Here is a 23,465-nt window from a genome sequence, read left to right as displayed (position 1 = left end):
ACTAAACCGTGGCAAGACCACTACTGTGGCTTTGAGGCGGCCTGAGGGGGCCGTCGTTCTGCCAGTCTCGTATCTATTCGTTTGTGTTGAATGCAGCTTCGCGCGCTGTCCAGTTTCGCTGGACCTCTTCAGTTCCCACAATCTGAATCGAAAATCCTACTTTTAGGACAGAATCGCTTTTTGCATAAAATAGTTGTCGTCACTTTAAGCGGTCTAATTTCAGTAAATTCATCCATTTTTGCACATTTTATGATCACTAATAGTGTATTTGAGTGCTTTTCATCAATTTCCCTTGCAATAAATATTTTAAACTTAAAGGTATACCGTAAGAAGTCGTAAAGAGGTGTGACGCCAATGTCTCAGAAAAGTATGACGCAGTCCCTTGTTCAGCGTGTTTATGATGATTTGCTGTCGGATCTTTCGGCAGACCGCCTTCAGGCTGGCGACCGCTTGGTGGAAGCGACCATTGCGCGTGAAAGGGATGTTTCCAGAACGCCTGTGCGCGAAGCGCTTGGACGGCTCGAAAACGATGGTTTGATTGAAAGCGTGCAGCCGTATGGGCATGTCATCATAACGCCTACGGTCGAAGATATACGGGAAATTTTTGCGATCCGTCGCGCGCTGGAGCCTTTGGCGTTTTCAAGCCTGATTGAATTCGCCACCGACGATGATGATGCGGAGTTGCGGTTACTTCTTGCAGATGTTCAAGCCGCACAGACACCCAAAGATGCCGCGCATTCAAATATTGCCTTTCGCAATTTCTGGATGTCCCGAATTCAAAACCGTCGTCTGCAAGAAACACTGTCTCGGTTTCATATGCAGGTCCATTTGGTCCGCGCTGCAACGCTGAAGCTATCAAATGGTCGTGACACGGCGCGCATTGGTGCGGGCAAATTGGCTGAAAGCTACTGGGCGCGCGACAGGGATGCTGCGCAAAAATCAATGACACAGTTTGTTGATGCGGCTCTTGTGATTTTTGAAGCTGTTTCGTCTGAAATGCCGGCGGTCCAAAATCGACGTCGAAAATAACGTTTAACAAAAAATAGACCCATAAAAACCGACTAAACGGTGGGGTTTCTTAACCAACAATGAGGAAAACATGACAAAACTTTTAACACTCAAAGGCTTTGCCGCTGCAGCGGCTTTCGGATTGTCATCTATGGCCGCTCAAGCCGAAGACATAATCCGTGCTGTGACATTTGTGCCTGCGCAGGTATCGTTTGCGCGCAACTTTCAAGGCTTTGTTGATCTTGTGAATGAGCGCGGCGAAGGTGTTGTTCAAATTCAGGTCATTGGAGGACCCGAAACTATCCCTGCAGAGCGGATGGGCGAGGCGCAAAAGAACGGTATCGCTGATATGTTCCTGCTGCCCGCAGGTCTGTATCTAAATCTCGTTCCAGAGGGCGAAGCCTTTGCTGGATCCAATCTTGATCCAATGACGCTTAGGGCCGCTGGCGGTATGGAATTGGTCAACAAGCCTTTCCACGAAAAAGGCAATGCCCATGTGCTGGCGCATGTTGACGGTGGTGCAAACTTCTTTTTGTGGACGACTGAAAAACCGGGTGCAGATGAGAATGGTCAGCTACATTTAGATGGCATTCGTATGCGTTCGTCGCCCTTATTTAGATCATTTCTAGAAGAGCTTGGCGCGACGAATGTCGTTCAAAGTGCAAGCGAGGTGTACACATCTTTAGAGCGTGGGGTCGTTGATGGAACCGCTTTTCCAGTTACGGGGCTTCGTGATTTCGGCTGGGATAAGTTTCTGAAATACCGTGTGAATCCAGGCTTCTTTCAGACAGACGTTCTGGTGTCTATGAACTTGGATAGCTGGGATGGTTTGTCTGACGAAGCAAAGGAAATTGTCAATCAAGCCGCGATCGATCACGAAATATCTTCCTATGAGGCGAGTATTGCGCTGAACGAATCCGAGAGCCAAATTCTTTTGGAGGGAGGCATCGAGAATATCGAGTTGACCGGTGAGCAGCGTCAAATCTTTCTTGAAAAAGCATATGATATTTCTTGGCAGCGCCTGAAAGATCGTGACCCGACAATGCATGATGAACTCAAGGCGGTCTTCTTTACAGACTTCTAAAATCGTCTCTTGGCGGGGTCTGATGATTGATCCCGCCATTTTGAATGCTCGTATTGTTCGCCGATAAATTCCCACTTGAAAGGACACTGTCATGTCTTTGATGTTCAGATGCCTCGATGCGGTGTCGAACCTGTTGTTTCGTCTCGCATGCCTTTTCATTGTCGCGATTGTTTTGATTGTCACATATGATGTGTTGTCCCGAAACTTTGGCCTTCCGATGTTTGTATGGGCGGTTAATTCCGTCGAATACTCGATGCTTTATGTGACGTTTTTGTGCCTTCCCTATCTTGTGATGACACGAGGGCATGTCAGTGTCGAAGTGGTCTTGACCTACCTTCCAAACAACGTTCGCAAAGCTTGGGAGTTCATGCTGCATATCATCTCAGCTCTGATTTGCTTCTACCTCGCATGGTATTCAGGAAAGAGCTTCGTCACGTCGATCATCGAAGGCACCTACGAGGTGCGCAGTTTTGATGCTCCGATGTGGGCGCTCTATGCCTCAATGCCGCTTGGTTTCGGATTTGGGGGCGCTCAGTTCCTGTCCTTTATTGCGCGCGGCGAAAGCTTCTTTGGTGCTGCTCCCGAAGCGCACGCAGGAATGTAAGGAATTTTGATATGATGGACTGGAGCATTTCGATTGCGATCCTCATCGGTGGCCTCATCTTTTCAATGGGCATCGGATTGCCTGTGGCGCTTGGCTTCTTTTTGATCAACGTGGTCGGCGTATTTTTATTCATGGGGGGGGCGCGTGGTATCGACCAGATGCTCTCAAATGGGACGATGGCGGTCTCGACCTATGCCTTGGCGCCCGTCCCACTCTTTCTTGTTATGGGATCGTTGTTCTTTCACTCAGGTCTTGCACGCCGTGTTTTGGATGCGATTGACGTCCTGATTGGCCGCTTGCCTGCGCGATTGTCCTATCTGACGATCACGTCAGGGACTGTGTTTGCTGCTTTGTCTGGATCATCGCTTGCCAATACAGGGATGCTCGGCACGTTAATGGTGCCCGAGATGATGAAGCGCGGGTACAAAAAGCATATGGCCATAGGCCCCATTCTTGGGTCGGGTGGCTTGGCTGTGATCATTCCGCCATCAACATTGGCCGTGCTCTTTGGGTCCTTGGCGGGGATTGATATTGGCGGTCTTCTTGTGGCTGGCTTACTTCCGGGGCTCGTTCTCGCAATTTTCTATTCAATCTTAATTTTCGTTCAGGTCAAAATTGATCCCGATGCTGCGCCGTCTTACGATTTTGAACCTGTGCCTTTGTCCAAGCGCGTTGGTATTTTTTGCCGAGATATTTTGCCGATGGTCGTGATTATGATGGCGGTTGTGGGATCAATCTTAACTGGTTTTGCGACACCCACTGAAAGTGGTGCTCTTGGAATTGTTGCTGTGGCCGCTCTTGCATTGCTGTTCAAAGCTCTCGATTTCAAAGCCGTTAGGACCGCGATTGCTGATGCGGCCCGTGTGACGGGAATGACGTTCCTTTTGATCACTGCGTCGTCGACTTTCGCACAGCTTTTGGCGTTCTCAGGTGCTTCATCTGGCTTAGTTCGCTGGGCTACGGCGCTCGAAATGGGACCAACTCAGACACTCTTGGTGATGGCGTTGATCCTGCTCGTTCTTGGAATGTTTATGGATCAGGTGTCGATGATGCTCATCACGCTGCCTCTTTTTGTCCCGCTTGCGCTGTCTTTGGATTTCGACATGATTTGGTGGGGACTGATCATGCTTTTGATGCTTGAAGTTTCCTTTACAACGCCACCTTTTGGATTGCTGTTGTTTGTGATGCATGGCGTCAGTCCTCCCGGAACGACATTGCCAGAAGTGGCGAAAGCGGCCTTGCCCTATATTCTATGTGTGTTTTTGCTAATCGGTTTGGTGATCTTAGTGCCATCTTTAGCGACCTTTATTCCTTCGCTGATGTAAGCAAGCTGCCCCATGTACAAAAAGGACAAACCAATGAGTTTTCGCGACAGACTTTCTTATGATGCCACGGCTGGCACCTATTTCGATGGCGATATGCGTTATATTTTCATCAAACCAGAGGCGGTCATGGGGATCGTTCTAGAGATGGCGCCAGAGCAACGCCCAGCGGTGTTCGAGGCGATGATCCGTTCGGTGTTCACAAATGGTGGGAAATCGGCGCAAAGCTATAAAGACGCAGGAGCGGGGGCCTCAGAAGCACTGCTTGGTGTGATCCGTGAAACGTCAGGCCAATTGGGTTGGGGCGATTGGGATACGGTTTTAACAGAAGATAGCCTCGATGTGACGGTTCGAAATTCTCCCTTTGCGGCAGGGTATGGGGCCTCGGATGTGCCTGTCTGTGCCCTTATTGTCGGAATGTTGACAGCAGTATCAGGGATGATTTTTGGCGCACCAACATGCGTCACTGAAACAACATGTGCAGCAATGGGCGCTGATGTGTGTCGGTTTGAAGCACGGATTGCAAAGGGCACGAAAGAATGAGTTTAGCGCAGCTTTACGATTTGCGTGATGCCGTTACAAAACGCGTTCCTTTACGTGGGCCTTTTGTCGCCATTCCGACACCTGTGTCTGTCGAAATCGTGGCAGGTGCAAAGCCCGATTTTATCTGCATCGATACGGAGCATAGTCCAATTTCAGACGGGCTGTTGACGGATATGTTGCGGGCGGCGGACGTGGCTCGCATCCCAGCAATCGTGCGCGTGCGCAGCAATTTGCCGCAAAATATTTCGGCTGCTCTTGATGCTGGTGCTTGCGGTGTTCTTGTACCGCATATCTCATCCGCTGCAGAGGCAAAAGCCGTTGTGAAAGCTGCTCGATTTGCTCCGCATGGTGCACGCGGCGCAGGGCCTGGACGCGCCGCATCCTACCTGCGCAACATATCTGGATCGATTGAACGCGCGCGCAAGGAAACTTTTGTGGCAATTCAACTTGAGACGCTTCAGGCGGTTGAGAATGTCGAAGAAATTCTAGCTGTTGCAGGGATTGATCTGGTTTTTATTGGCCCCGGTGATCTTGGCGTGGATGCTGCAGCTCATGCCAGTGATGATACTGTTGACGTTTTGATCGAGCGTTTGGTGTCTGCTGCGCAAGCGGCGGACGTGCCTGTTGGCATTTTTACCGCTGATCGCTGTGCCAGTAAGCGTTGGCTTGCGCGTTTGTCTTTTGTGATCGAAGGTTCGGACGCAGTGTTTCTCACGCTAGCCAGTGATGCGGCCGCAGCGGCTTTGGACTAGGCTGTGCCGCTGCAACCATTTTGATGCCGTCTTTTAAAGTGTTGCTTGTGCGCGTCCAAACTGGGCGCGCGCATAAATCAAAGCATCACCAACTTCGAGGGCAGAGTCTATAATTTCACCGATGAATACTCTGTGACTTCCGACGTCGTTGTAAGAACTCACCTCACAACACACTGAGGCAACGGCGGTGGTCAGTTGCGGCAAACCACGATCGGTTTCTTCCCATGCCCCAACGGAAAACTTTTGAGCGCCCTGTAGTCCTGCGACACCTGCAAAAGCGAGGGCGATATCGTCGGAAGTATGATCAAGAAGCTGCACACTAAAGCTTTTCAGTCGAGTAATCTCTGAGCAGGTGTCCGTTGTGCGGTTGACGCAAACCAAAAGGCTTGGTGGCGTGTCGGTAACAGAGCACACAGCCGTGGCCGTTATGCCGCGTCGACCATCGCCTTGCCCCACTGTGACAAGTGTCACAGCCCCTGGAAAAAGGGACATGGTTTGGCGAAATAGATCGGTGCTAATGGTCATGTGAAATGATCTCCGGTGATTTGAGGGCCGTCTGAATAAGTGTGCGAAGCCAAAGTAATGCTGGGTCTTCAGCAAAGCTGGAATGCACCCAAAGTTTGATGTCATAGGATGGCAACTCGAACGGAAGGTCGCGGGCAAAAAATCCTCCGCGCCCCTCAAGGCGAATAAAGATGGAATGCGGAAAAATTGCGACAAAGTCTGTTTGCCGTACGACTTCTGGAACGACCGTAAAATGATCAAGGCGGGCTTTTGCGTTTATACGCAGGCCGCGCTGCTTAAAACTGTCTTGTGCCATTTGGTATCCAGTGGCCGCACGGCTGACATCGACAAATGATAAACGCGCGAAACTCTCTTCCGACCACTCTTGCGTCAGTGCGGGATGGTTGTCGCGCATCAGGCATACCAAGTAATCTTTGAGCAACAGATCCCCTTGGCACTGTGCTGTGTCTAGTTTCGGTAGATAACCTATGGCCAGATCCACATGGCCACTGCGCAATGCGCTTGCGATCTCAGATGGATCAATGCGAACGGATGTGATGCTCGCTTCGGGGGCGGCTTTTTCCAAGGCAGCTAGAATGCGCGGCATAGAGAAAAACTCACCCGTGTCCGTCATCGCGATACGAAAACGGCGTGTAGTGGTTTCGGGTACGAAACTGTGAGTGTCCTGTACCGTTTGTTCCAGCAGCGACAGTGCTGCCTCAAACGGGCCATGTAGTCGTGTCGCGGTTGCTGTTGGCAACATCTGATTTCCAACACGTTGAAAAAGGGGGTCGGAAAACTGATCCCGCAATCTACGCAACGAATGACTGACCGCGGGCTGTGTCAGGCCAAGGCGCTCTGCTACATCTGTAAGGCTTTGCATCTCCCAAATCGCAAGAAAAACCTTGATGAGGTTCAGGTCGAAATGGCTAGAGTTGAAGTTTCTCATGAAGGTTGTCCAACCCGTAAGGAAAGTGGAAAGTGTTTAAGCTGCGCTTTAAGGATATCCACGAGGTGCATCTAGGCCTGCCAGTACCCGCCCTGCATTTTCAATCGTCATATCAGTCACTGCCGCATGTTGGGTCACAACCATTGCATCGCGCAGATAACGCTGCATTGGGTTCCCTTTTGCGATCACACCCATACCCGAAATCGTGTAGCATTTCTGTACAATTTGAGCGCCGGATTTGGCCGCGTTTGAAGCGCTCAAGCGCAATAAATTGATGTGTTCAAGCGGGACAGGGTCTCCTTGTAGCAGATAATCCCAAGCCTCTTCCGCAGCTTCGTAGAAAAATGCCCGTGCACCACGCAAGGCTGCTTCTGCCTCTGCTATTCCTGTCAAAAAATACCCGCGGTCACAAAGACGGGCATGTCCTGCCATAAGTTTTGCAGCGCCCGATACGGATTTTGCATGTTCGATTGCCGCACGGGCCAGACCGAGGTTGCAGGCAGCGTGAACTTGCGCTTGGTACGCCATCGCAGGATACCGGTACAGAGGCTCGTCAAAGAGCCCAGGGGCACCGCGTTCACAGATCCATGTGTCAGAATAGAATTTGTCGGTGACTGTGGTGTCATGACTGCCTGTGCCTTGCATGCCTGAAACGTCCCAGCATTCTATGATCTCTACTTCATCCGCTGGTGCTACGGCCATCATCACGGTGGGCGGGGCATTCGGCTCATTACCCTGAGGGCTGCCTTCTATGCCGACGCCAATCCAATCGGCGCCCATGCAGCCGGACGCAAACTTCCAACGACCTGAGACAGACCAACCACCGTCTACGCGTGTGGCCTTTTGCACAGGGTGCAATCCACCCGCGAACACTTGATCAGGTCCGTTCGCATACATGATTTCTTGCGCTTCGACGGGTAGGGCGGCTGTATATGTGTTGGCTGAGCCAAACGCAGAAACCCAAGCTGCAGATCCATCAACAGTGCCAATTTTGTCGACCATTTTCAAAAAATGATGCGGGGCAATCGCATCGCCGCCAAAGCGTGTTGGTGTGGCTGATCGAAAAATTCGTGCCTTTTTCATCAGTCCGATGATGTCTTTGGGGACGTGTCGTTTTTGTTCTATTTCGCCGCGACGTTCGGCAATGGTTTTTAAGAGATGTTTGAACTCTGTAGTTTCCGTTAGTTTTGAAGAATCCGTCTCCGGCAGTGGTGCGCTTGAGGTTTCTGGTGTTTTTACGTCAAGTGCTGTTGTCATCGGAGCGATCCTTTTCGTTGTTCAAATGTATTAGCGTTGAAATTGCTTTATAAATCAAATTCATTATTCTAACTTTCAGAATAAGTTCTATTTATTCTGAGGCGCCGCAAGTGCAGATGAATGACCTTGCAGCCAGTTCATTTTCTGACGCGATTTCGCTTCAAGAGAGTTTTCATTGCAATTCAAGCGATTTTGCAGGGCTTGCCTGCTGCATCGACTGCCTCAAGCAGGACATCTACGGGTGGATGCGCAGATTTGAAATCGGGGCAGGGCGGCGCGGTCAAAGTTGTCAACACTATTTTAAGAAGCGAAGTCCTTTGTTTGGTCTAGAACCGAGTATTCCATCCACACATAACCGTATAGCGATGTTAAGCCGATGACATGCTTTGCCCCTATACAAACACGTATTCTTGCCTTATCAGGGCATCTTTCTTACCTCCGGTCTTTCCGCGTACGCGGCGATTGCCCAATACGGACACGCATCTCCCATGATTACAGCCCTTTCCGACGCCCTTGCCGAGCGCGGCTATGACACCCTCACGCCAGTTCAAGAGGCAGTGAACGATCCTGCGTTGCAAGACGCGGATCTTTTGGTCTCTGCGCAAACAGGGTCCGGTAAAACTGTCGGGTTCGGTTTGGCGATTGCCCACACTCTTTTGGGTGAAGCAGAACGCTTTGATCGCGCCGAAGCGCCGATGGCTTTGGTCATCGCGCCAACGCGCGAATTGGCCTTTCAAGTCAAACGCGAGCTTGAATGGCTCTACGCCAAAGCGGGTGCGAAATTGGCCTCTTGTGTGGGTGGGATGGATTATCGTGATGAACGCCGCACCCTTGAGCGTGGCGCGCATATCGTTGTCGGCACACCAGGTCGTTTGCGCGATCACATTCAACGTGGCTCTTTGGATATGTCGGGCTTGCGCGCGATTATTCTTGATGAAGCCGATGAAATGCTGGATCTTGGCTTCCGCGAAGATTTGGAATTCATGCTGGGCGAAGCGCCTGAAGACCGTCGTACGTTGATGTTCTCGGCCACTGTGCCTGCTATGATCGCCAAGCTTGCGAAACAATACCAACGTGATGCTGTGCGTGTGAACACCACAGGTGGCGCGAAGCAGCATGCTGATATTTCTTACCAAGCGTTGTCCGTGTCTCCACGGGACGAAGAAAACGCAATTATCAATATGTTGCGCTACCACGATGCGGAAAACGCCATCGTGTTTGCCAATACGCGGGCGTCTGTGGCGCGTCTGACAGCCCGTTTTGCCAATCGTGGTTTCTCGGTTGTCTGCCTGTCTGGTGAATTGAGCCAATCTGAGCGTAGCCACGCTTTGCAAGCCATGCGTGATGGTCGCGCTCGTGTCTGTGTGGCGACTGACGTTGCTGCACGCGGGATCGATTTGCCGAACTTGGAATTGGTTATCCATGCTGAGTTGCCAACCAATGCGGAAACTTTGTTGCACCGTTCTGGCCGTACCGGCCGCGCTGGGCGCAAAGGGATTTCTGCGCTGATTGTTCCACCTAAAATGAAAAGCAAGGCCACACGTTTGCTTGGTTGGGCCAAATTGCAGGCGGAATGGGTTGAGGCGCCAAGCGCCGAGATGATTTTGGCGAAAGATGAAGAGAAGCTTTTGACAGACGAGGCCTTGATGGCTGAACCGTCTGAAAAAGAAGCTGTATTTGCGGCCAAAATGTTAGAAACACATTCGCCAGAGAAAATCGCTGCCGCGTACTTGCGTTTGTACCGCGCTGGTGTCTCTGCGCCAGAGGAGCTTGGTCCTGCACCCAAACCAGGCGAGCGACCAGAGCGCGCCCCACGTGAAGATTTTGGAAAATCCGTTTGGTTCGCGCTGTCTGTTGGTCGTGATGACCGTGCAGAGCCGCGTTGGCTTTTGCCGTTGGTTTGTCGCGCTGGCAACATCGACAAAACCTCTATCGGGGCGATCCGTATTCGCGACACGCAGAGCTTTGTTGAGTTGAAAGAAGCTGCCGCAGATGGTTTCGAGGCTGCACTCGATAACGGTATCTTGGAAGAAAATGTGAAAGCGACCCGTCTGGCAACCATGCCTGATTTGGGTGGTGATCGGTCTGGTGGCGGCAAAAAACCTTACGAGAAAAAGCCCTACGAAAAGAAATCTTACGGTGATAAAAAGCCGTATGAAAAGAAATCATTTGGCGACAAAAAGCCTTATGAGAAAAAAGAATACGGTGACAAGAAACCGTATGGCGACAAGAAGCCTTATGCGAAATCCTCAGATGGCAATAAGAAACCATACGAGAAGAAGCCGTTTAAGAAAAAGTTCGAAGACCCAACTCGCGATGGCGCTGTGAGCGACAAAGCGAAAAAGCCTTACGAGAAGAAATCATTTGCTGCTGGGGCAGGCGATCCTTCCAAACGTGTGTACAGCAAGAAACCTGCTGGCGGTGGAAAACCGGGTGGCGGCAAGCCTTATGCTGGTAAACCCAGCGGTGGCGGCAAGCCTGGCGGTAAACCTGCTGCGAAATACGGCAAGCCTAAGGGTGGTGCTGCGGCCCCAAAACGCAAAGGCTAAGATGCGCACGAAGGTCTAAAATTCAAAAGCCGAGCGGTCAAATGCTCGGCTTTTTCTATTCGTAAATCTGGCGGATGTGGTTGGCACTCAATCTCGCGCTGAGATGTCGTGCTTTTATTTTTTTGGGCTTTTAGGAACCGGTCCGGTTGGCGCGGCCAAAGATGCTTTTTCCTCTTTGGTCAGCTTGTTGTTCCACGCGTTGTTGCTGATGCGCAGTTCATTTGGCATAGGCTTGGTTTTACCCTTGCTGATGTTGCCGCCTTTTTCCAAAAATTCACGGATTAAGGCGTCGTCGGTCGTTTCTTTAGGCACTTGTTTCATCTTCGAATGCGTCCTCAGCAGCTGCAAAGCAGGAAAAGTAAAAGAGTGAAGTGTTCGTCTTGATGATAGGTATAGGCGTAATGTTACTGCGCAGACATGACGATTCATAGGGCGAAAGCTTCAAATTTTGTTGGCGTGACGATCTTGGGTCTTAAAACACGAACCTAAATTCAGGTGTTTTCGCGACGTTGATCTAGACCATTTGTAAATAGGCCTTGCTTTGCAGCTCTTTGGCTTGTGATGTATGGGAAGGCAATGAGGCCGCGCAACTTGATGAGGGACCCTATGCCCAAACGTTTCATCCGCTCTGTGATCCAAGGCGCTGCCTGTGTTCTGGTGGTAGGGCTGGGGGCCGCGCAGGCTGAGACTGTGACAGTGTTCGCAGCCGCCAGTCTTAAATCGGCTTTGGATGATGTTGCGGTAGAGTTCGAACACGTATCTGATCATAAGATACTGCTGTCTTTCGCAAGCTCGTCCGCCCTTGCGCGTCAAATCGAACGGGGCGCACCCGCCAATGTCTTTATCAGTGCCAACACCGAATGGATGGATCAACTTGCCATTGAAGGTCTGCTAGAAGCAGATAGTCGCGTCGCCTTGTTGACCAACCAACTTGTGCTGATCGCACCTAAAGATGCTGACATGCCCCAAACGTCCATCGATGACATCGATTTTGCAGATCTACTTGAAACAGGCCCTATGGCGATGGGGTTTGTCGAGGCCGTGCCCGCGGGCATTTACGGCAAGTCGGCATTGGTTAGTTTGGGGCTTTGGGACAGCCTATCGACGCATGTTGCACAAACAGATAATGTGCGAAGTGCCTTGGCTTTGGTGGCGCGGGGGGAGGCTCCATTGGGGATTGTCTACGCAACCGATGCGTTAAGCGAGACGCGCGTGTCTGTCGTTGCGCGCTTTCCTCAGGCCAGCCATGCTCCCATCGTTTATCCCGCCGCTGTGATTGCGCCCGCGACAGCGGCAGCCTCTGAATTCGCTGCATATCTTGCGTCACCAGAGGCCCGCACGATTTTTGATGAGCATGGGTTCGGGAACGTGGACCACTGATGCTTTTGGACTTTTCGCCCGCAGAATGGCAAGCGATAGCGCTGTCGATCAAAGTGTCTTTCGTGGCAACTCTGTTCAGTCTGCCTTTGGCTCTAACTGCCGCCTATGCATTGGCGCGTTGGGATTTTTTCGGCAAACAATTTTTGAACGGGCTGGTGCATTTGCCTTTGGTCTTGCCGCCCGTGGTGACGGGATATGTGCTACTCGTGGTCTTTGGCACGCGTGGGCCTGTCGGGGCCTTTTTGCAAGATTGGGGTCTTGTTTTCGCCTTTCGCTGGACAGGGGCCGCACTGGCTGCGGCCATTATGGCCTTTCCTTTGATGGTGCGGGCGATCCGATTGTCGTTGGAGGCTGTTGATCCAAAATTGGAACAGGCAGGGGCCACTTTGGGGGCGTCGCCTGTGTGGATTTTCTTGACCATCACCTTGCCCCTATCTGTGCCCGGCATTCTGGCCGGGACGGTGTTGGGGTTTGCCAAATCCTTGGGCGAATTTGGCGCGACGATTACATTTGTGTCCGCGATTCCGGGGCAAACGCAAACGGTGCCTTCGGCCATCTACGCGTTATTACAGGTGCCGGGTCAGGAAGACGCGGCACTGCGACTTGTTCTGGTGTCGGTCGTTTTGGCAATGGGGGCCTTGCTCTTATCAGAAGTGCTGGCGCGTCGGACTATGAAGCGGATGACTGGCGTATGAGTCTGTCTATTTCGATACAGCACAGCTTTGACGGTTTCGCGTTGGACGTGTCCTTTGAAGCGCCTAAAGGCTTAACTGTTTTGTATGGGCGCTCAGGCTCAGGCAAAAGTACGATCATCAATGCCGTTGCTGGATTGATGCGGCCAGATAATGCCAAAATTTCCATCGACGAGCAGGTGCTGCAAGACAGTGGTGCAGGCATTTTTATGCCCGCTTACAAGCGTAAATTGGGGTATATTTTCCAAGATAGCCGCCTCTTTCCGCATCTCACTGTTGCACGCAATCTGGAGTATGGCGAGAGAGCTGCAAAACGTAGCATGGACAAGGCGCAGCGTGAGCGGGTCATCGAAATGTTGGGCATTGGCAATCTGCTTGATCGCAGGCCGCTTGGATTATCGGGCGGTGAAAAACAACGGGTTGCCATCGGGCGGGCGCTTTTAGCCGACCCGCAATTGATCCTTGCTGATGAGCCTTTGGCATCCTTGGACGCTGCGCGCAAAGCCGAGATCCTGCCTTATTTTGAACGTATCCGTGACGAGACCGGTATTCCGATCATCTATGTTAGTCATTCCGCCAATGAGGTCGCGCGCTTGGCCACCACTGTGGTTGCGCTTGAAGCGGGCAAGGTTCTTCGCAAAGGCCCCGCGCTCGATGTTTTGGCCGATCCAACCACGATGCCCATGGGCGTTGGTCAAGTCGGGGCGGTTTTGAATGTGCGAATCAGAGCGCATCACCAAGACGGTTTGACAGAACTTGATGCGAGCGGCGATTCGTATTTCTTGCCGCATGTGACGGCGAACATAGGCACGAATCTGCGAGTGCGATTGCCTGCCTCTGATGTCATGTTGGCGACAACGCGGCCCTCGGGGCTGTCCGCACTTAATATCGTTGCGGGCAGGGTCGAGGCGGTCCAGCATACCGGTGCATCCAGCGCCATTGTCACGGTGTCGACCCGTGCAGGCGCTGTGCTTGCACGGGTGACGCGACGGTCAGTTGCTGCGATGGCATTGGATGTTGGCGTCCCATGTTTTGCAATCGTGAAAACTGTGGCTATCGCCTCAGATACTTAAACTTATGCGCGGTTCGGGCGTAGATAATCCAATACGCTGGCGGCGCAAAACAACACGGCTGCGACGCATACAATGGTCGGCCCTGTTGGGGAATCAAATTGAAATGCCAATTGGATACCCGATAAGACCGACACAGCGCCTATCACGACTGCGATCAAGGCCATGCGTTCGGGCGTGCGCGCAAAGGGGCGTGCGGCGGCTGCCGGAATCAACAACATCGCAGCGATGAGCAGAACGCCGACCACTTTGATCGCGACGGCAACAACCATGGCAAGTGCAATAGATAGGATGAGTTGTTCGCGACGTGGCGAAATGCCCGCAGCACTCGCTAAATCAGGGTTCAATGTCGAGGTCAAAAGCGCTGACCAACGTGCAAGCAGCAATAGCAAGACCAAAGCCGCACCGCCCCAAATCACCAGCAGATCCACACGCCCAACTGCCAAAATGTCGCCAAACAGATAGGCCATCAAATCAACACGCACGCCGTCAATGAACGAGACCGCCACAAGGCCGAACGCCAACGAGCTGTGCGCCATAACGCCAAGCAGCGTGTCCATCGCATAACCACGCCCGCCTAAGGCGGAGACGGTCAAAGCCATAATCAATGCAACGGACAATACGCCACCCAAAATGGACACGTTGAAGGCCAAAGCCAGCGCCACACCCAAGATCGAGGCATGGGCGGTGGCATCGCCGAAATAGGCCATGCGCCGCCAGACGACAAAACAGCCTAAAGGGGCTGCGGCCAAAACCACGCCAAGTCCAGCAAGGGTGGCGCGGACCATAAAGTCATCAAACAGGGTCATAACGTGGCCTCAGAGTTGTCGTGGCTGTTTTCGTTGTGATGGCTTTGCGCGTGATCATGCGCGCAGGTTTCATCATGTGTGTGTGAATGCTCATGGCGGTACAGGGCCAAAGCACCTTGGGTGCCAGAGCCAAACAGGGCGCGATATTCAGGGGCGGAGGCCACAATTTCGGGGGCACCTTCACAGCAAATATGACCGTTCAAGCAGATCACGCGATCCGAGGCGGCCATCACAACATGCAATTCATGGCTGACCATCAGCACGGCACAGCCGAAGTTTTGGCGGACTTGTGCGATTTGGGCGTAAAAATCAGCAGAGCCTGGTTGATCGAGGCCTTGTGTCGCCTCATCCAAAATTAAAATATGCGGATTATTGAGTAAGGCGCGCGCCAGCAAAACGCGTTGAAATTGCCCGCCAGATAGGCCAGTCATTTGGCGTTTGCCAAGATCACCTGCACCGGCATCATTCAGCGCTTTTTCGGCCACTGCGTCATTGACGCGGCGCGGAAGACTGAGGAAGCGACGCACGGTGAGCGGCAGTGTCGGATCGATGTGCAGCTTTTGCGGCACGTAGCCGATTCGCAAATTTGGCATGCGGGTGATCTGGCCGCCCGTGGGTTTGATCGCGCTCACGAGCGTGCGCAATAGGGTGGATTTGCCCGACCCGTTCGGGCCGACAACAGTAACGATTTCGCCAGATTTGATCGCCAAATTTACATCATGAAGCGCGACTTTCGCCCCGATATGAACACAGACGTTTTTGAGAGATATAAGAGTGTCGGACATCAGGCTGGTTCGCTTTTGGGGATACAATTGGGGCAAAGACCTTCGGCCTCTAAAATAGCGCGTTCAATGATAAACCCTGTGGCAGATGCAATTTTTGCCAAGCGGCCTTGTGTCAAATTGGTTTCGGCTTCGGCCACAGCATTACAGTCGCGGCAGATTAGGAATGCAGGGGTGTGAACCTCATGCGGGTGCGCACAGGCGATAAAAGCATTGAGGCGTTCGATCTTGTGCACGAAATCATGTTTGGTGAGAAAGTCCAAGGCGCGGTAGGCAACGGGGGGCTGAGACCCAAGTCCTTCGTCACGCAAGCGATCTAGAATTTCGTAAGCTCCAAGAGCACGGTGTTCTTCGAGCAAGATTTCGAGCACGCGTTTGCGCACAGGTGTGAACTGCAACCCGGCAGCGATACAACGTGCTTCCACTGAGGCCACGGCATCGGTGACGCAAGTGGCGTGATCGTGGTGGGCGAATCCGATGGGGTCGCTGTTGAGGGGCATGGGCACTCCTTACTGTCTTATTATTTGGGGTTGATATGTTATATTATGACATATATCAAGCGGGTGTTATAGTATAACAGGATGATTAACATGACACGCTACATCTCCGCTTTCGCGGCCTTAATGCTTTCTACCTCACCCGTGATGGCGCAGGTGCCAACCGTTGCCACCGACATTGCGCCTATTCACTCTTTGGTTGCACAAGTGATGGGTGATTTGGGTGAGCCAACCCTTTTAATGGACCAGAGCGCATCACCACATAGCTATGCCATGCGCCCTTCTGAAGCGAGAAACTTGCAGCAGGCTGGTGTGGTGTTTTGGTCTGGCAATGCTTTGACGCCTTGGTTGGGGGGCGCGATTGATACGCTGGCCCCTAATGCGGTGTCTGTGCCGTTGATTGAGGAAGAGGCGAGCATCAAGCTTGAGTTCCGTCAAGGAGCGACCTTCGAAGCGCACGATCATGCTGATCATGCTGATCATGATGGGCATGAAAGCCATGATGACCACGATCATGACGACCATGCGGCAGATGAAGATCATGATGACCACGATCATGACGATCACGCGACGGATCAGGATCACGACGACCACGATCATGACGACCACGCGGCGGATCAGGATCACGACGACCACGATCATGAGGACCATGCGGCGGATGAGGATCACGACGATCACGATCATGACGATCACGCGGCGGATGAAGGACATGAAGGTCATGACCACACTGGACTGGACCCGCACGCATGGCTCGACCCACAAAACGCTATTGCATGGTTGGATGTTATCGCCAAAACTCTAAGTGATCTTGATGCCGAAAATGCACAGACATATGCTGCAAACGCCGCTGAAGGAGCTGTTCAACTGACCGCACTGACTGAGCGTCTGCAAGAGCAATTGGCAGATGAACACGATCTCAAATTTGTCGTGTTCCATGATGCCTATCACTACTTTGAATCACGTTTTGACCTGAACGCCGCGGGTGCGATCTCTTTGAGCGATGGGGCGGCACCAAGCCCTGCGCGTATTTCAGAGTTGCAGCACATGATCAAAGATGAAGGTGTCGATTGCGTCTTTGCGGAACCACAGTTTAATGCGGGGCTTGTGAAAACGATTTTGGAAGGCACATCAGCACATAGTGGTGTGATCGATCCTTTGGGTCGAGACATCGATCTTGGTTCTGATTTTTATGGAAAACTGATTCAAGGCGTGGCTGACAGCTTTGATGCCTGCAGATAATTCCACGTTACCTTGCGCCCAGCCCTTGTTTGTAGGGCTGGGCGTCTTTACATCCAACTTATGAAAAAATGGATCCCTTTTGTGAAGTCTGCTCCACGCGTGAGTGTGGTGCGGTTAAATGGTGCGATTATGACCCGTCAAGGCGGGCTGAATGATCAATCTATAGCCTCAGCTATCGAGCGTGCGTTCAGGCGCGGCAAGCCTGACGCGGTGGCTCTGTCAATCAATTCCCCGGGTGGATCGCCGGTGCAATCCTCGCTGATTGCCGCGCGTATTCGTCGATTGGCGGCGGAAAAAGAAATCCCTGTTTACGCTTTCGTCGAAGATGTCGCTGCCTCAGGCGGCTATTGGTTGGCCTGTGCGGCTGATAAAATCTTTGTCGATCACAGTTCTATCGTTGGATCTATCGGCGTGATCTCGGCTGGGTTTGGTTTTGACAAGCTGATCGAAAAGCATGGTGTTGAGCGCCGCGTCTATACTGCTGGTAAATCCAAAAGCCAGATGGACCCGTTCAAGCCAGAAAATGCAGCTGATGTGAAACGCATCAAATCGCTGCAGGTCGAAATTCATGATGCCTTTGTCGCACATGTGCGCGCCTCACGAGAGGGGCGTTTGAGTACCGAGACTGAATTGTTTGACGGCTCGTTCTGGACCGGCACAACTGGTGTGTCTCTCGGCTTGGCTGACGGGATCGGACATCTTGTGCCCATGATGAAGGATATCTACGGCGATAAAGTCCAACTGTCTGTCTACGGCCCGAAAAAGCCGCTTCTGTCACGCTTTGGCGCGCAACTGAGTTCTGCGCTGACATCATCTGTTGAGGAACACGTACTTTGGGCGCGGTTCGGTTTATGACGTGATTTTCAAAATAATCACCCTGTTTCTTGTTGGTATGATGGTGTTAGCCCTCGTGGGGAAGTTTCGGTTTCCCGGACAAGACAAACTCAAGGCACTGACTTGCAAAACATGCGGTCGGTATAAGATCGGCAAGGGCCCCTGTGCCTGCGAAAAAGGAAAGCGTTGATGGATTTTATTCTTGCCTGCGTTGGCTTGGTTCTATTGTTGCTTGCGGGCGACGCATTGGTGCGAGGTGCTGTCAACTTATCGCTGCGGATCGGTATTCCTGCTTTGATCGTCAGCTTAACGGTCGTGGCCTTCGGGACCTCTGCGCCAGAATTACTGATCTCAGTCTCTGCCATTCACGAGGGTGTACCGGGATTGGCTCTGGGCAATGTGATCGGCTCAAATACTGCCAATATCTTGCTGGTTTTGGGCATTCCTGCGCTGATCACCACGTTACATGTGACAGACAATTCCACACGTTCTAGCTATCTACAAATGATCGCAGGCACGGCTTTGTTTATTGGTTTGGCCAGTTTCGGGACGTTCACTTGGGTTTCAGGTTTGATTTTATTGGCTGCTTTGGCGGCTATGCTTGGATATGCCGTGTTTCAGGCGCGCTGCCACCGTCGTGACACGGCTGCGGCTGATGCGGTAAAAGAAGCCTGCGACGAGATCGTCATCGAAGATTTGGAAGGGGCTGACCCTGATCTTCCTTGGTGGAAAATTATCGCCTTTTTGGTCGCAGGTCTGATTGGTTTGCCTTTGGGCGCCAAGCTATTGGTCGATGCATCAACAAACATCGCGACTGCCTACGGCGTGTCCGATGAAATTATTGGCTTGACGCTCGTGGCCATTGGCACATCCTTGCCTGAATTGGCCACCACAGTTATGGCCGCGCTGCGCAAACAAGCTGATGTGGCCTTTGGCAATGTCATCGGGTCAAATATGTTCAATCTGCTTGGCATCATTGGCGTGTCCAGTCTTGTGGGTAACTTGCCCGTCGGAACCGAGCTGATGTCTTTTGACATTTGGATCATGCTGGCGGCATCGCTTTTGCTGGGTGTTTTTGTCTTCAAGCGTATTGATATCACGCGGTTCTGGGGATTTGTCTTTAGCGGGCTATATGTTGCTTATGTCTTGAGAGTTTTACTCTCATCGTAAATGTCTTGCTGTAAGGAGGCGTGATGCATAGGCGAAAAGCATTGGTCACAGGCGCGGGTCAACGTATTGGTCGTGCTATGGCGTTATACCTTGGGCAACGCGAGTTTGATGTCGCTGTGCATTATTCCAGTTCGCGCGATGGCGCAGAAGAGGTCGTCAGCCAGTTGCATACTCTGGGCGTCAAAGCCGAGGCGCTGCAAGCGGATTTGTTGATCGAGGCTGATATGCAAGCCTTGGTGCCGCGTGCATCGCAAGCACTGGGCGGGCCTTTGACTTTGCTGGTCAACAACGCCTCTATTTTTGAACAGGACACCATCGAGACCGCGACCCGTGACAGTTGGGATCGTCATATCGAAAGCAATTTGCGCGCGCCTGTGGTGTTAACGCAAAATTTTGCCACGCAAGTGCCAGAGGCTTTGGTTGATGAGCGGGGTGAAGCGATGGCGCAGGCCTTGGTGGTCAATATAATTGATCAACGTGTGCGCAAGCTAACTCCCGATTTTATGAGCTATACCATTGCCAAAATGGGCCTTTGGGCGTTTACGCAGACGGCTGCGCGTGCGTTGGCGCCGCGCGTGCGTGTGAATGCAATTGGGCCTGGTCCAACATTACAAGGCACGCACCAAACGGCCGAAGCCTTTGCGCAGCAGCGCAGTGCAACAGTTTTGGGACGCGGGTCCAATCCAGACGATATTAACGTTGCCTTGGGGTACTTTTGGGACGCCCCTAGTGTGACGGGACAGTTGATTTGCACCGACGGCGGTCAACATTTGGGGTGGCAGACGATTGATGTGGATGGGGCGCCTCGGGGATAATTTGGCCCGATTCAGATTAAAGTTGTGCACTTGTGGGTGTCTTCTGAGCCAAATATGACCAAAATGTAAATAAATTCAATGATTTGACCAATGGTCGTAAAAAATAACATTGCATTTCAATGGTTTAGTTTTTTGCCTATTTTTAAGGCAGTCGGAGGAAATCGCCTGAAACAAAGGAAAAAGTGGCGTCCACTGAGAGTTATCAGCAGACTTATCCACAGAAATGGTGGATTTGTTTCCTCTTGCCCTCGATGCCATAAGGTTGCAGCTACTGTGGGAATCATAAGAGATTGAGCATGACTGAAGACACCCCATCTCATCCCATCAAGGGCATCCCTAAAGGCCATAAGGTTATCGAAGGATATCTGCGCCAGATTGATGGATCGCCGGGGGTGTACCGGATGCTCGATGCTGAACATAACGTGCTTTATGTTGGCAAAGCACGGCACCTGAAGAATCGTGTATCAAGCTATGCGCGTCCCCACGGGCATAGTGCACGCATCGCGCGGATGATCTCTGAAACCAGCCAGATGATGTTCTTGACCACGCGCACTGAAACAGAAGCTTTGCTGCTTGAGCAGAACCTGATCAAACAATTGAAGCCGCGCTACAATGTGCTGTTGCGCGATGACAAAAGCTTTCCGAACATTATGGTCACCAAGGATCACGAGTTCCCACAAATCTCAAAGCATCGCGGTAAGAAATCCCGCAAAGCTGCCTATTATGGCCCCTTCGCGTCTGCGGGTGCTGTGAACCGCACTCTGCACCAGCTTGAACGGGTGTTCTTGTTGCGCAATTGTTCCAACAGTGAATTTGAAGGGCGCACGCGGCCTTGTCTGCAATATCAAATCAAACGCTGTACCGCGCCTTGCGTCGGCAAAATCTCGAAAGAGGATTACCTTGAGATGGTGTCGGATGCGGAAAAGTTTTTGCAAGGCAAAGACAAGGGCATGCAGCAACGTCTGGCGGCGCAGATGCAAGCCGCGTCTGACGATATGGAATTTGAACGCGCGGCAGCCTTGCGCGACCGCATCAAGGCGATGACCCAAGTGCAAACCGCCCAAGGAATCAACCCGCGTACCGTGACCGAGGCGGATGTGATCGGTTTGCATATGGATGGCGGGCAGGCCTGCGTTCAGGTGTTTTTCATCCGCGCCAATCAGAACTGGGGCAACCAAGATTTCTATCCACGTGTCGCAGCTGACAATAATGCAAGCGAGGTTTTGACCGCTTTTTTGGGGCAGTTCTACGACCAAAAAGAACCGCCAAAGCAACTCATCCTGTCGCATGACATAGAAGACCGCGAATTGCTGCAAGAAGCCTTCACTGACAAGCTGGGTCAAAAGGTCGAAATTATAGTCCCGCAACGGGGCGAAAAAGCTGATCTTGTCAGCTTTGCTCTGCGCAATGCGCGTGAAAGCCTTGGACGCAAAGTGTCCGAGAGTGCCGCGCAGGCCCGTTTGCTCAAAGGGGTCGCCGAGGCTTTTGATTTGCCGCAGGTGCCCACGCGTATCGAAGCCTATGACAACTCTCATATCCAAGGCGCACACGCTGTTGGGGCAATGGTTGTCGCGGGGCCAGACGGGTTTATCAAATCCCAGTACCGCAAGTTCAACATCAAAGACGATACGCTGACCCCAGGTGATGACTTTGGCATGATGAAAGAGGTGCTGACGCGCCGGTTCCAGCGCTTGTTGAAAGATGACCCCGAGCGTAAAGGCGACACTTGGCCCAGTCTGCTTTTGATCGATGGCGGCGCGGGGCAGGTGTCTGCGGTGCAAGAAATCATGGACGATCTGGGTGTGGCTGATATCGCGATGGTCGGCGTGGCGAAAGGCGAGTTTCGCGACCACGGCAAAGAGGAATTCTATCGCACGGGCAAGCGCCCCATAGCGTTGCAGCGCAACGATCCAGTGTTGTATTTCATTCAGCGTATCCGTGATGAAGTACACAGGTTTGCGATCGGCACGCACCGCGCCAAACGGTCCAAGGCGCTGATTGCCAATCCGCTGGACGGTGTGCCCGGTGTTGGCGCGACCCGAAAACGGGCGCTGTTGGCGCATTTTGGGTCCGCGAAAGCTGTGGCCAATGCCAATTTGGCCGATCTGACCGCAGTAGACGGAATTTCGAGTAAGGTGGCCCAAACTATTTATGACTTCTTCCATGAAGGCGATTGAACAGGTAAAGGTAGTCTTATGACATGGAACATCCCTAATATTCTCACCGTCTTCAGGCTGCTTTGCGCGCCTGCCGTCGCGATCGCCTTTATTTTTTTGCCGCACCCCTTTTCAGATTGGGTGGCTTTGATCCTGTTTGCTGGCGCATCCATCACCGATTGGTTCGATGGCTATCTGGCGCGCAAGTGGAACCAAATGAGCAAGTTCGGCACCATGCTGGACCCCATTGCTGATAAGGCGATGGTGATCACAGCGATTGCAGTTTTGGCGATGAACTTTGGTCCTAATCCCTTAATCATTTTGCCAGCCGCCTTCATTTTGTTGCGCGAGACATTTGTGTCTGGATTGCGCGAATTTTTGGGGGAAACGGCGGGGTTGTTGAAAGTGACAAAATTGGCCAAATGGAAAACCACGGCCCAGATGGTCGCCATTGCGGTGCTGTTTTCTTTTGGGGTGTTTTCGCATTACCTTGGCATGGGCTCATTCGGCATGGATGGCGCGACGATTGATGCCATTATGGCCGGCGAGTTATCTGACGAAACAGGATTACGTTTCAGTTATTATGGAACGATCTTGTCCTACAACGGCGGGATCATTTTACTGTGGATCGCGGCGTGTTTGACGGTGATCACGGGAGTCGATTATTTGCGCAAAGCCATGCCATTTTTATCTGAGGATGCGTGATGATTGATGTTGTCTATTTTGCATGGGTGCGTGAACGCATCGGCTTACCGTCTGAGCAAATCGAAACCACGGCCGAAACCGTGATGGATCTCGTGAATGAATTGAAAGCCCGCGAAGAGCGCTATGATCTTGCGTTTGCGGATTTGGAGTCTTTACGCGTGGCTGTGGATCAAGAACTCGTTGACTTTGATGCGCCTTTGGCTGGCGTGCGCGAGGTCGCCTTTTTCCCACCGATGACAGGCGGATAAGCAATGAAAGTTCGTGTTCAATCTGATGATTTCGATCTTGCGGCAGAACTGGCAGGATTTGGGCAAGCGGCCAACACTGGCGCCACGGTGACGTTTACGGGGCTTGTTCGCGATGACACAGGCGTTCTGGATTGCCTCGAAATTGAACACTATCCTGGCATGTGCGAACGGGCGATTGCTAAGATTGCAGATGAGGCAGCAATGCGTTGGGCGCTGACCGATTGTTTGGTAATTCACCGCTATGGCAAGCTGCATGTGGGTGAGCAAATCATGATGGTGGCAACAGCGGGGCGGCATCGGGTCGAGGCCTTTGAGGCCGCCGAGTATCTTATGGATTACCTAAAATCCCGCGCGCCTTTTTGGAAAAAAGAAATCAGCCGAGACGGGACTGTGGCACAATGGGTGTCTGCAAAAGACAGTGACGAAGATGCTTTAACGCGTTGGTAAGCCACAGCCGTAACCTGACGGCCCTGTCACATTTCCTATGATACAATCT

25 protein-coding genes are annotated in these 23,465 nt (G+C 52.1%); 18 read left to right on the top strand and 7 right to left on the bottom strand.

The window, feature by feature from the left end; all coding sequences use genetic code 11:
- Positions 1–354: 354 nt before the first annotated feature.
- The 6 genes from KO503_RS01430 (at position 355) to KO503_RS01405 (ending at position 5,313) form a co-directional block, all read left to right on the top strand.
- Positions 355–1,029, top strand: coding sequence for a GntR family transcriptional regulator (locus tag KO503_RS01430; RefSeq protein ID WP_215989815.1), 675 nt, complete (start codon positions 355–357; stop codon positions 1,027–1,029).
- 70 nt (positions 1,030–1,099) lie between these two features.
- Entirely contained in the window at positions 1,100–2,092 is a 993-nt protein-coding gene (dctP, locus tag KO503_RS01425) for a TRAP transporter substrate-binding protein DctP (protein ID WP_215989814.1), read from the top strand.
- A 91-nt stretch (positions 2,093–2,183) separates the two neighbouring features.
- Positions 2,184–2,696: a TRAP transporter small permease gene (locus KO503_RS01420; RefSeq protein ID WP_215944875.1), complete on the top strand. Its 513-nt coding sequence runs from the start codon at positions 2,184–2,186 to the stop codon at positions 2,694–2,696.
- Between the two features lie 11 nt (positions 2,697–2,707).
- Positions 2,708–4,021: a TRAP transporter large permease gene (locus KO503_RS01415; protein ID WP_354667571.1), complete on the top strand. Its 1,314-nt coding sequence runs from the start codon at positions 2,708–2,710 to the stop codon at positions 4,019–4,021.
- 33 nt (positions 4,022–4,054) lie between these two features.
- Positions 4,055–4,561 (top strand): V4R domain-containing protein, encoded by a 507-nt coding sequence (locus tag KO503_RS01410; protein WP_215989813.1) that lies wholly within the window; start codon positions 4,055–4,057, stop codon positions 4,559–4,561.
- Complete coding sequence (locus KO503_RS01405) at positions 4,558–5,313, top strand: HpcH/HpaI aldolase family protein (protein ID WP_215989812.1); 756 nt, start codon at positions 4,558–4,560, stop codon at positions 5,311–5,313. Before KO503_RS01410 ends, KO503_RS01405 begins: the two co-directional genes overlap by 4 nt.
- Positions 5,314–5,346: 33 nt before the next feature.
- Here the strand turns inward: KO503_RS01405 and KO503_RS01400 are convergent, their stop codons facing one another.
- From KO503_RS01400 to KO503_RS01390, 3 genes are read right to left on the bottom strand one after another with little or no spacing between them, the layout of a single operon-like run.
- Positions 5,347–5,838: a flavin reductase family protein gene (locus KO503_RS01400; protein ID WP_215989811.1), complete on the bottom strand. Its 492-nt coding sequence runs from the start codon at positions 5,836–5,838 to the stop codon at positions 5,347–5,349.
- The gene (locus tag KO503_RS01395) at positions 5,828–6,766 is read right to left on the bottom strand and encodes a LysR family transcriptional regulator (RefSeq protein ID WP_215989810.1); all 939 of its coding nucleotides are present in this window, start codon (positions 6,764–6,766) and stop codon (positions 5,828–5,830) included. Before KO503_RS01395 ends, KO503_RS01400 begins: the two co-directional genes overlap by 11 nt.
- A gap of 48 nt (positions 6,767–6,814) precedes the next feature.
- Positions 6,815–8,023 (bottom strand): acyl-CoA dehydrogenase family protein, encoded by a 1,209-nt coding sequence (locus KO503_RS01390; protein WP_215989809.1) that lies wholly within the window; start codon positions 8,021–8,023, stop codon positions 6,815–6,817.
- A gap of 488 nt (positions 8,024–8,511) precedes the next feature.
- Here KO503_RS01390 and KO503_RS01385 point away from each other — a divergent pair, with 488 nt between their 5' ends.
- The gene (locus tag KO503_RS01385; RefSeq protein ID WP_215989808.1) at positions 8,512–10,572 is read left to right on the top strand and encodes a DEAD/DEAH box helicase; all 2,061 of its coding nucleotides are present in this window, start codon (positions 8,512–8,514) and stop codon (positions 10,570–10,572) included.
- A gap of 114 nt (positions 10,573–10,686) precedes the next feature.
- On the opposite strand, the gene KO503_RS01380 is transcribed toward KO503_RS01385, so the two are convergent.
- On the bottom strand, positions 10,687–10,893 hold the full coding sequence (locus tag KO503_RS01380; RefSeq protein WP_215989807.1) for a hypothetical protein: 207 nt from the start codon (positions 10,891–10,893) through the stop codon (positions 10,687–10,689).
- A 285-nt stretch (positions 10,894–11,178) separates the two neighbouring features.
- On the opposite strand from KO503_RS01380, the gene modA reads away from it, so the two are divergent.
- Genes modA through modC form a run of 3 tightly spaced genes read left to right on the top strand, consistent with a single transcriptional unit; the run spans position 11,179 to position 13,717 of the window.
- Positions 11,179–11,952 (top strand): molybdate ABC transporter substrate-binding protein, encoded by a 774-nt coding sequence (gene modA, locus KO503_RS01375; RefSeq protein ID WP_252730893.1) that lies wholly within the window; start codon positions 11,179–11,181, stop codon positions 11,950–11,952.
- Positions 11,952–12,647, top strand: coding sequence for a molybdate ABC transporter permease subunit (modB, locus tag KO503_RS01370; RefSeq protein WP_215989805.1), 696 nt, complete (start codon positions 11,952–11,954; stop codon positions 12,645–12,647). The genes modA and modB overlap by 1 nt, the downstream gene beginning before the upstream one ends.
- A complete protein-coding gene (gene modC / locus KO503_RS01365) occupies positions 12,644–13,717 on the top strand; it encodes a molybdenum ABC transporter ATP-binding protein (RefSeq protein ID WP_215989804.1) in 1,074 nt (357 codons plus the stop codon). The genes modB and modC overlap by 4 nt, the downstream gene beginning before the upstream one ends.
- Positions 13,718–13,719: 2 nt before the next feature.
- On the opposite strand, the gene KO503_RS01360 is transcribed toward modC, so the two are convergent.
- Genes KO503_RS01360 through KO503_RS01350 form a run of 3 tightly spaced genes read right to left on the bottom strand, consistent with a single transcriptional unit; the run spans position 13,720 to position 15,805 of the window.
- The gene (locus KO503_RS01360; RefSeq protein WP_215989803.1) at positions 13,720–14,523 is read right to left on the bottom strand and encodes a metal ABC transporter permease; all 804 of its coding nucleotides are present in this window, start codon (positions 14,521–14,523) and stop codon (positions 13,720–13,722) included.
- The gene (locus KO503_RS01355; protein WP_215989802.1) at positions 14,520–15,308 is read right to left on the bottom strand and encodes an ATP-binding cassette domain-containing protein; all 789 of its coding nucleotides are present in this window, start codon (positions 15,306–15,308) and stop codon (positions 14,520–14,522) included. Before KO503_RS01355 ends, KO503_RS01360 begins: the two co-directional genes overlap by 4 nt.
- Entirely contained in the window at positions 15,308–15,805 is a 498-nt protein-coding gene (locus KO503_RS01350; protein WP_215989801.1) for a Fur family transcriptional regulator, read from the bottom strand. The genes KO503_RS01355 and KO503_RS01350 overlap by 1 nt, the downstream gene beginning before the upstream one ends.
- Before the next feature lie 90 nt (positions 15,806–15,895).
- On the opposite strand from KO503_RS01350, the gene KO503_RS01345 reads away from it, so the two are divergent.
- The 8 genes from KO503_RS01345 to KO503_RS01310 all read left to right on the top strand — a co-directional run bounded on the left by KO503_RS01345 (position 15,896) and on the right by KO503_RS01310 (position 23,416).
- Positions 15,896–17,041 (top strand): zinc ABC transporter substrate-binding protein, encoded by a 1,146-nt coding sequence (locus tag KO503_RS01345; RefSeq protein ID WP_215989800.1) that lies wholly within the window; start codon positions 15,896–15,898, stop codon positions 17,039–17,041.
- A 60-nt stretch (positions 17,042–17,101) separates the two neighbouring features.
- Entirely contained in the window at positions 17,102–17,896 is a 795-nt protein-coding gene (locus KO503_RS01340) for a S49 family peptidase (protein WP_215989799.1), read from the top strand.
- Between the two features lie 168 nt (positions 17,897–18,064).
- A complete protein-coding gene (locus tag KO503_RS01335) occupies positions 18,065–19,045 on the top strand; it encodes a calcium/sodium antiporter (RefSeq protein ID WP_215989798.1) in 981 nt (326 codons plus the stop codon).
- Between the two features lie 23 nt (positions 19,046–19,068).
- Positions 19,069–19,860, top strand: a complete 792-nt coding sequence (locus KO503_RS01330; RefSeq protein ID WP_215989797.1) for an SDR family oxidoreductase — start codon at positions 19,069–19,071, stop codon at positions 19,858–19,860.
- Between the two features lie 296 nt (positions 19,861–20,156).
- Positions 20,157–22,037, top strand: coding sequence for an excinuclease ABC subunit UvrC (gene uvrC / locus KO503_RS01325; protein ID WP_215989796.1), 1,881 nt, complete (start codon positions 20,157–20,159; stop codon positions 22,035–22,037).
- Positions 22,038–22,055: 18 nt separating this feature from the next.
- Positions 22,056–22,721 carry a CDP-diacylglycerol--glycerol-3-phosphate 3-phosphatidyltransferase gene (gene pgsA / locus KO503_RS01320; protein WP_215989795.1) on the top strand — a complete coding sequence of 222 codons (666 nt, stop codon included), beginning with the start codon at positions 22,056–22,058 and terminating at the stop codon, positions 22,719–22,721.
- Positions 22,721–22,969, top strand: coding sequence for a molybdopterin converting factor subunit 1 (gene moaD, locus KO503_RS01315; protein ID WP_215989794.1), 249 nt, complete (start codon positions 22,721–22,723; stop codon positions 22,967–22,969). Before pgsA ends, moaD begins: the two co-directional genes overlap by 1 nt.
- Before the next feature lie 3 nt (positions 22,970–22,972).
- On the top strand, positions 22,973–23,416 hold the full coding sequence (locus KO503_RS01310) for a molybdenum cofactor biosynthesis protein MoaE (protein ID WP_215989793.1): 444 nt from the start codon (positions 22,973–22,975) through the stop codon (positions 23,414–23,416).
- The last annotated feature ends 49 nt before the right edge of the window (positions 23,417–23,465 follow it).

Source organism: Pacificibacter marinus, from assembly GCF_018860505.1.
GTDB lineage: Bacteria > Pseudomonadota > Alphaproteobacteria > Rhodobacterales > Rhodobacteraceae > Celeribacter > Celeribacter marinus_B.
Note: the sequence above shows the minus strand (reverse complement) of the source record. Positions and strands in the feature narration are given on the sequence as shown.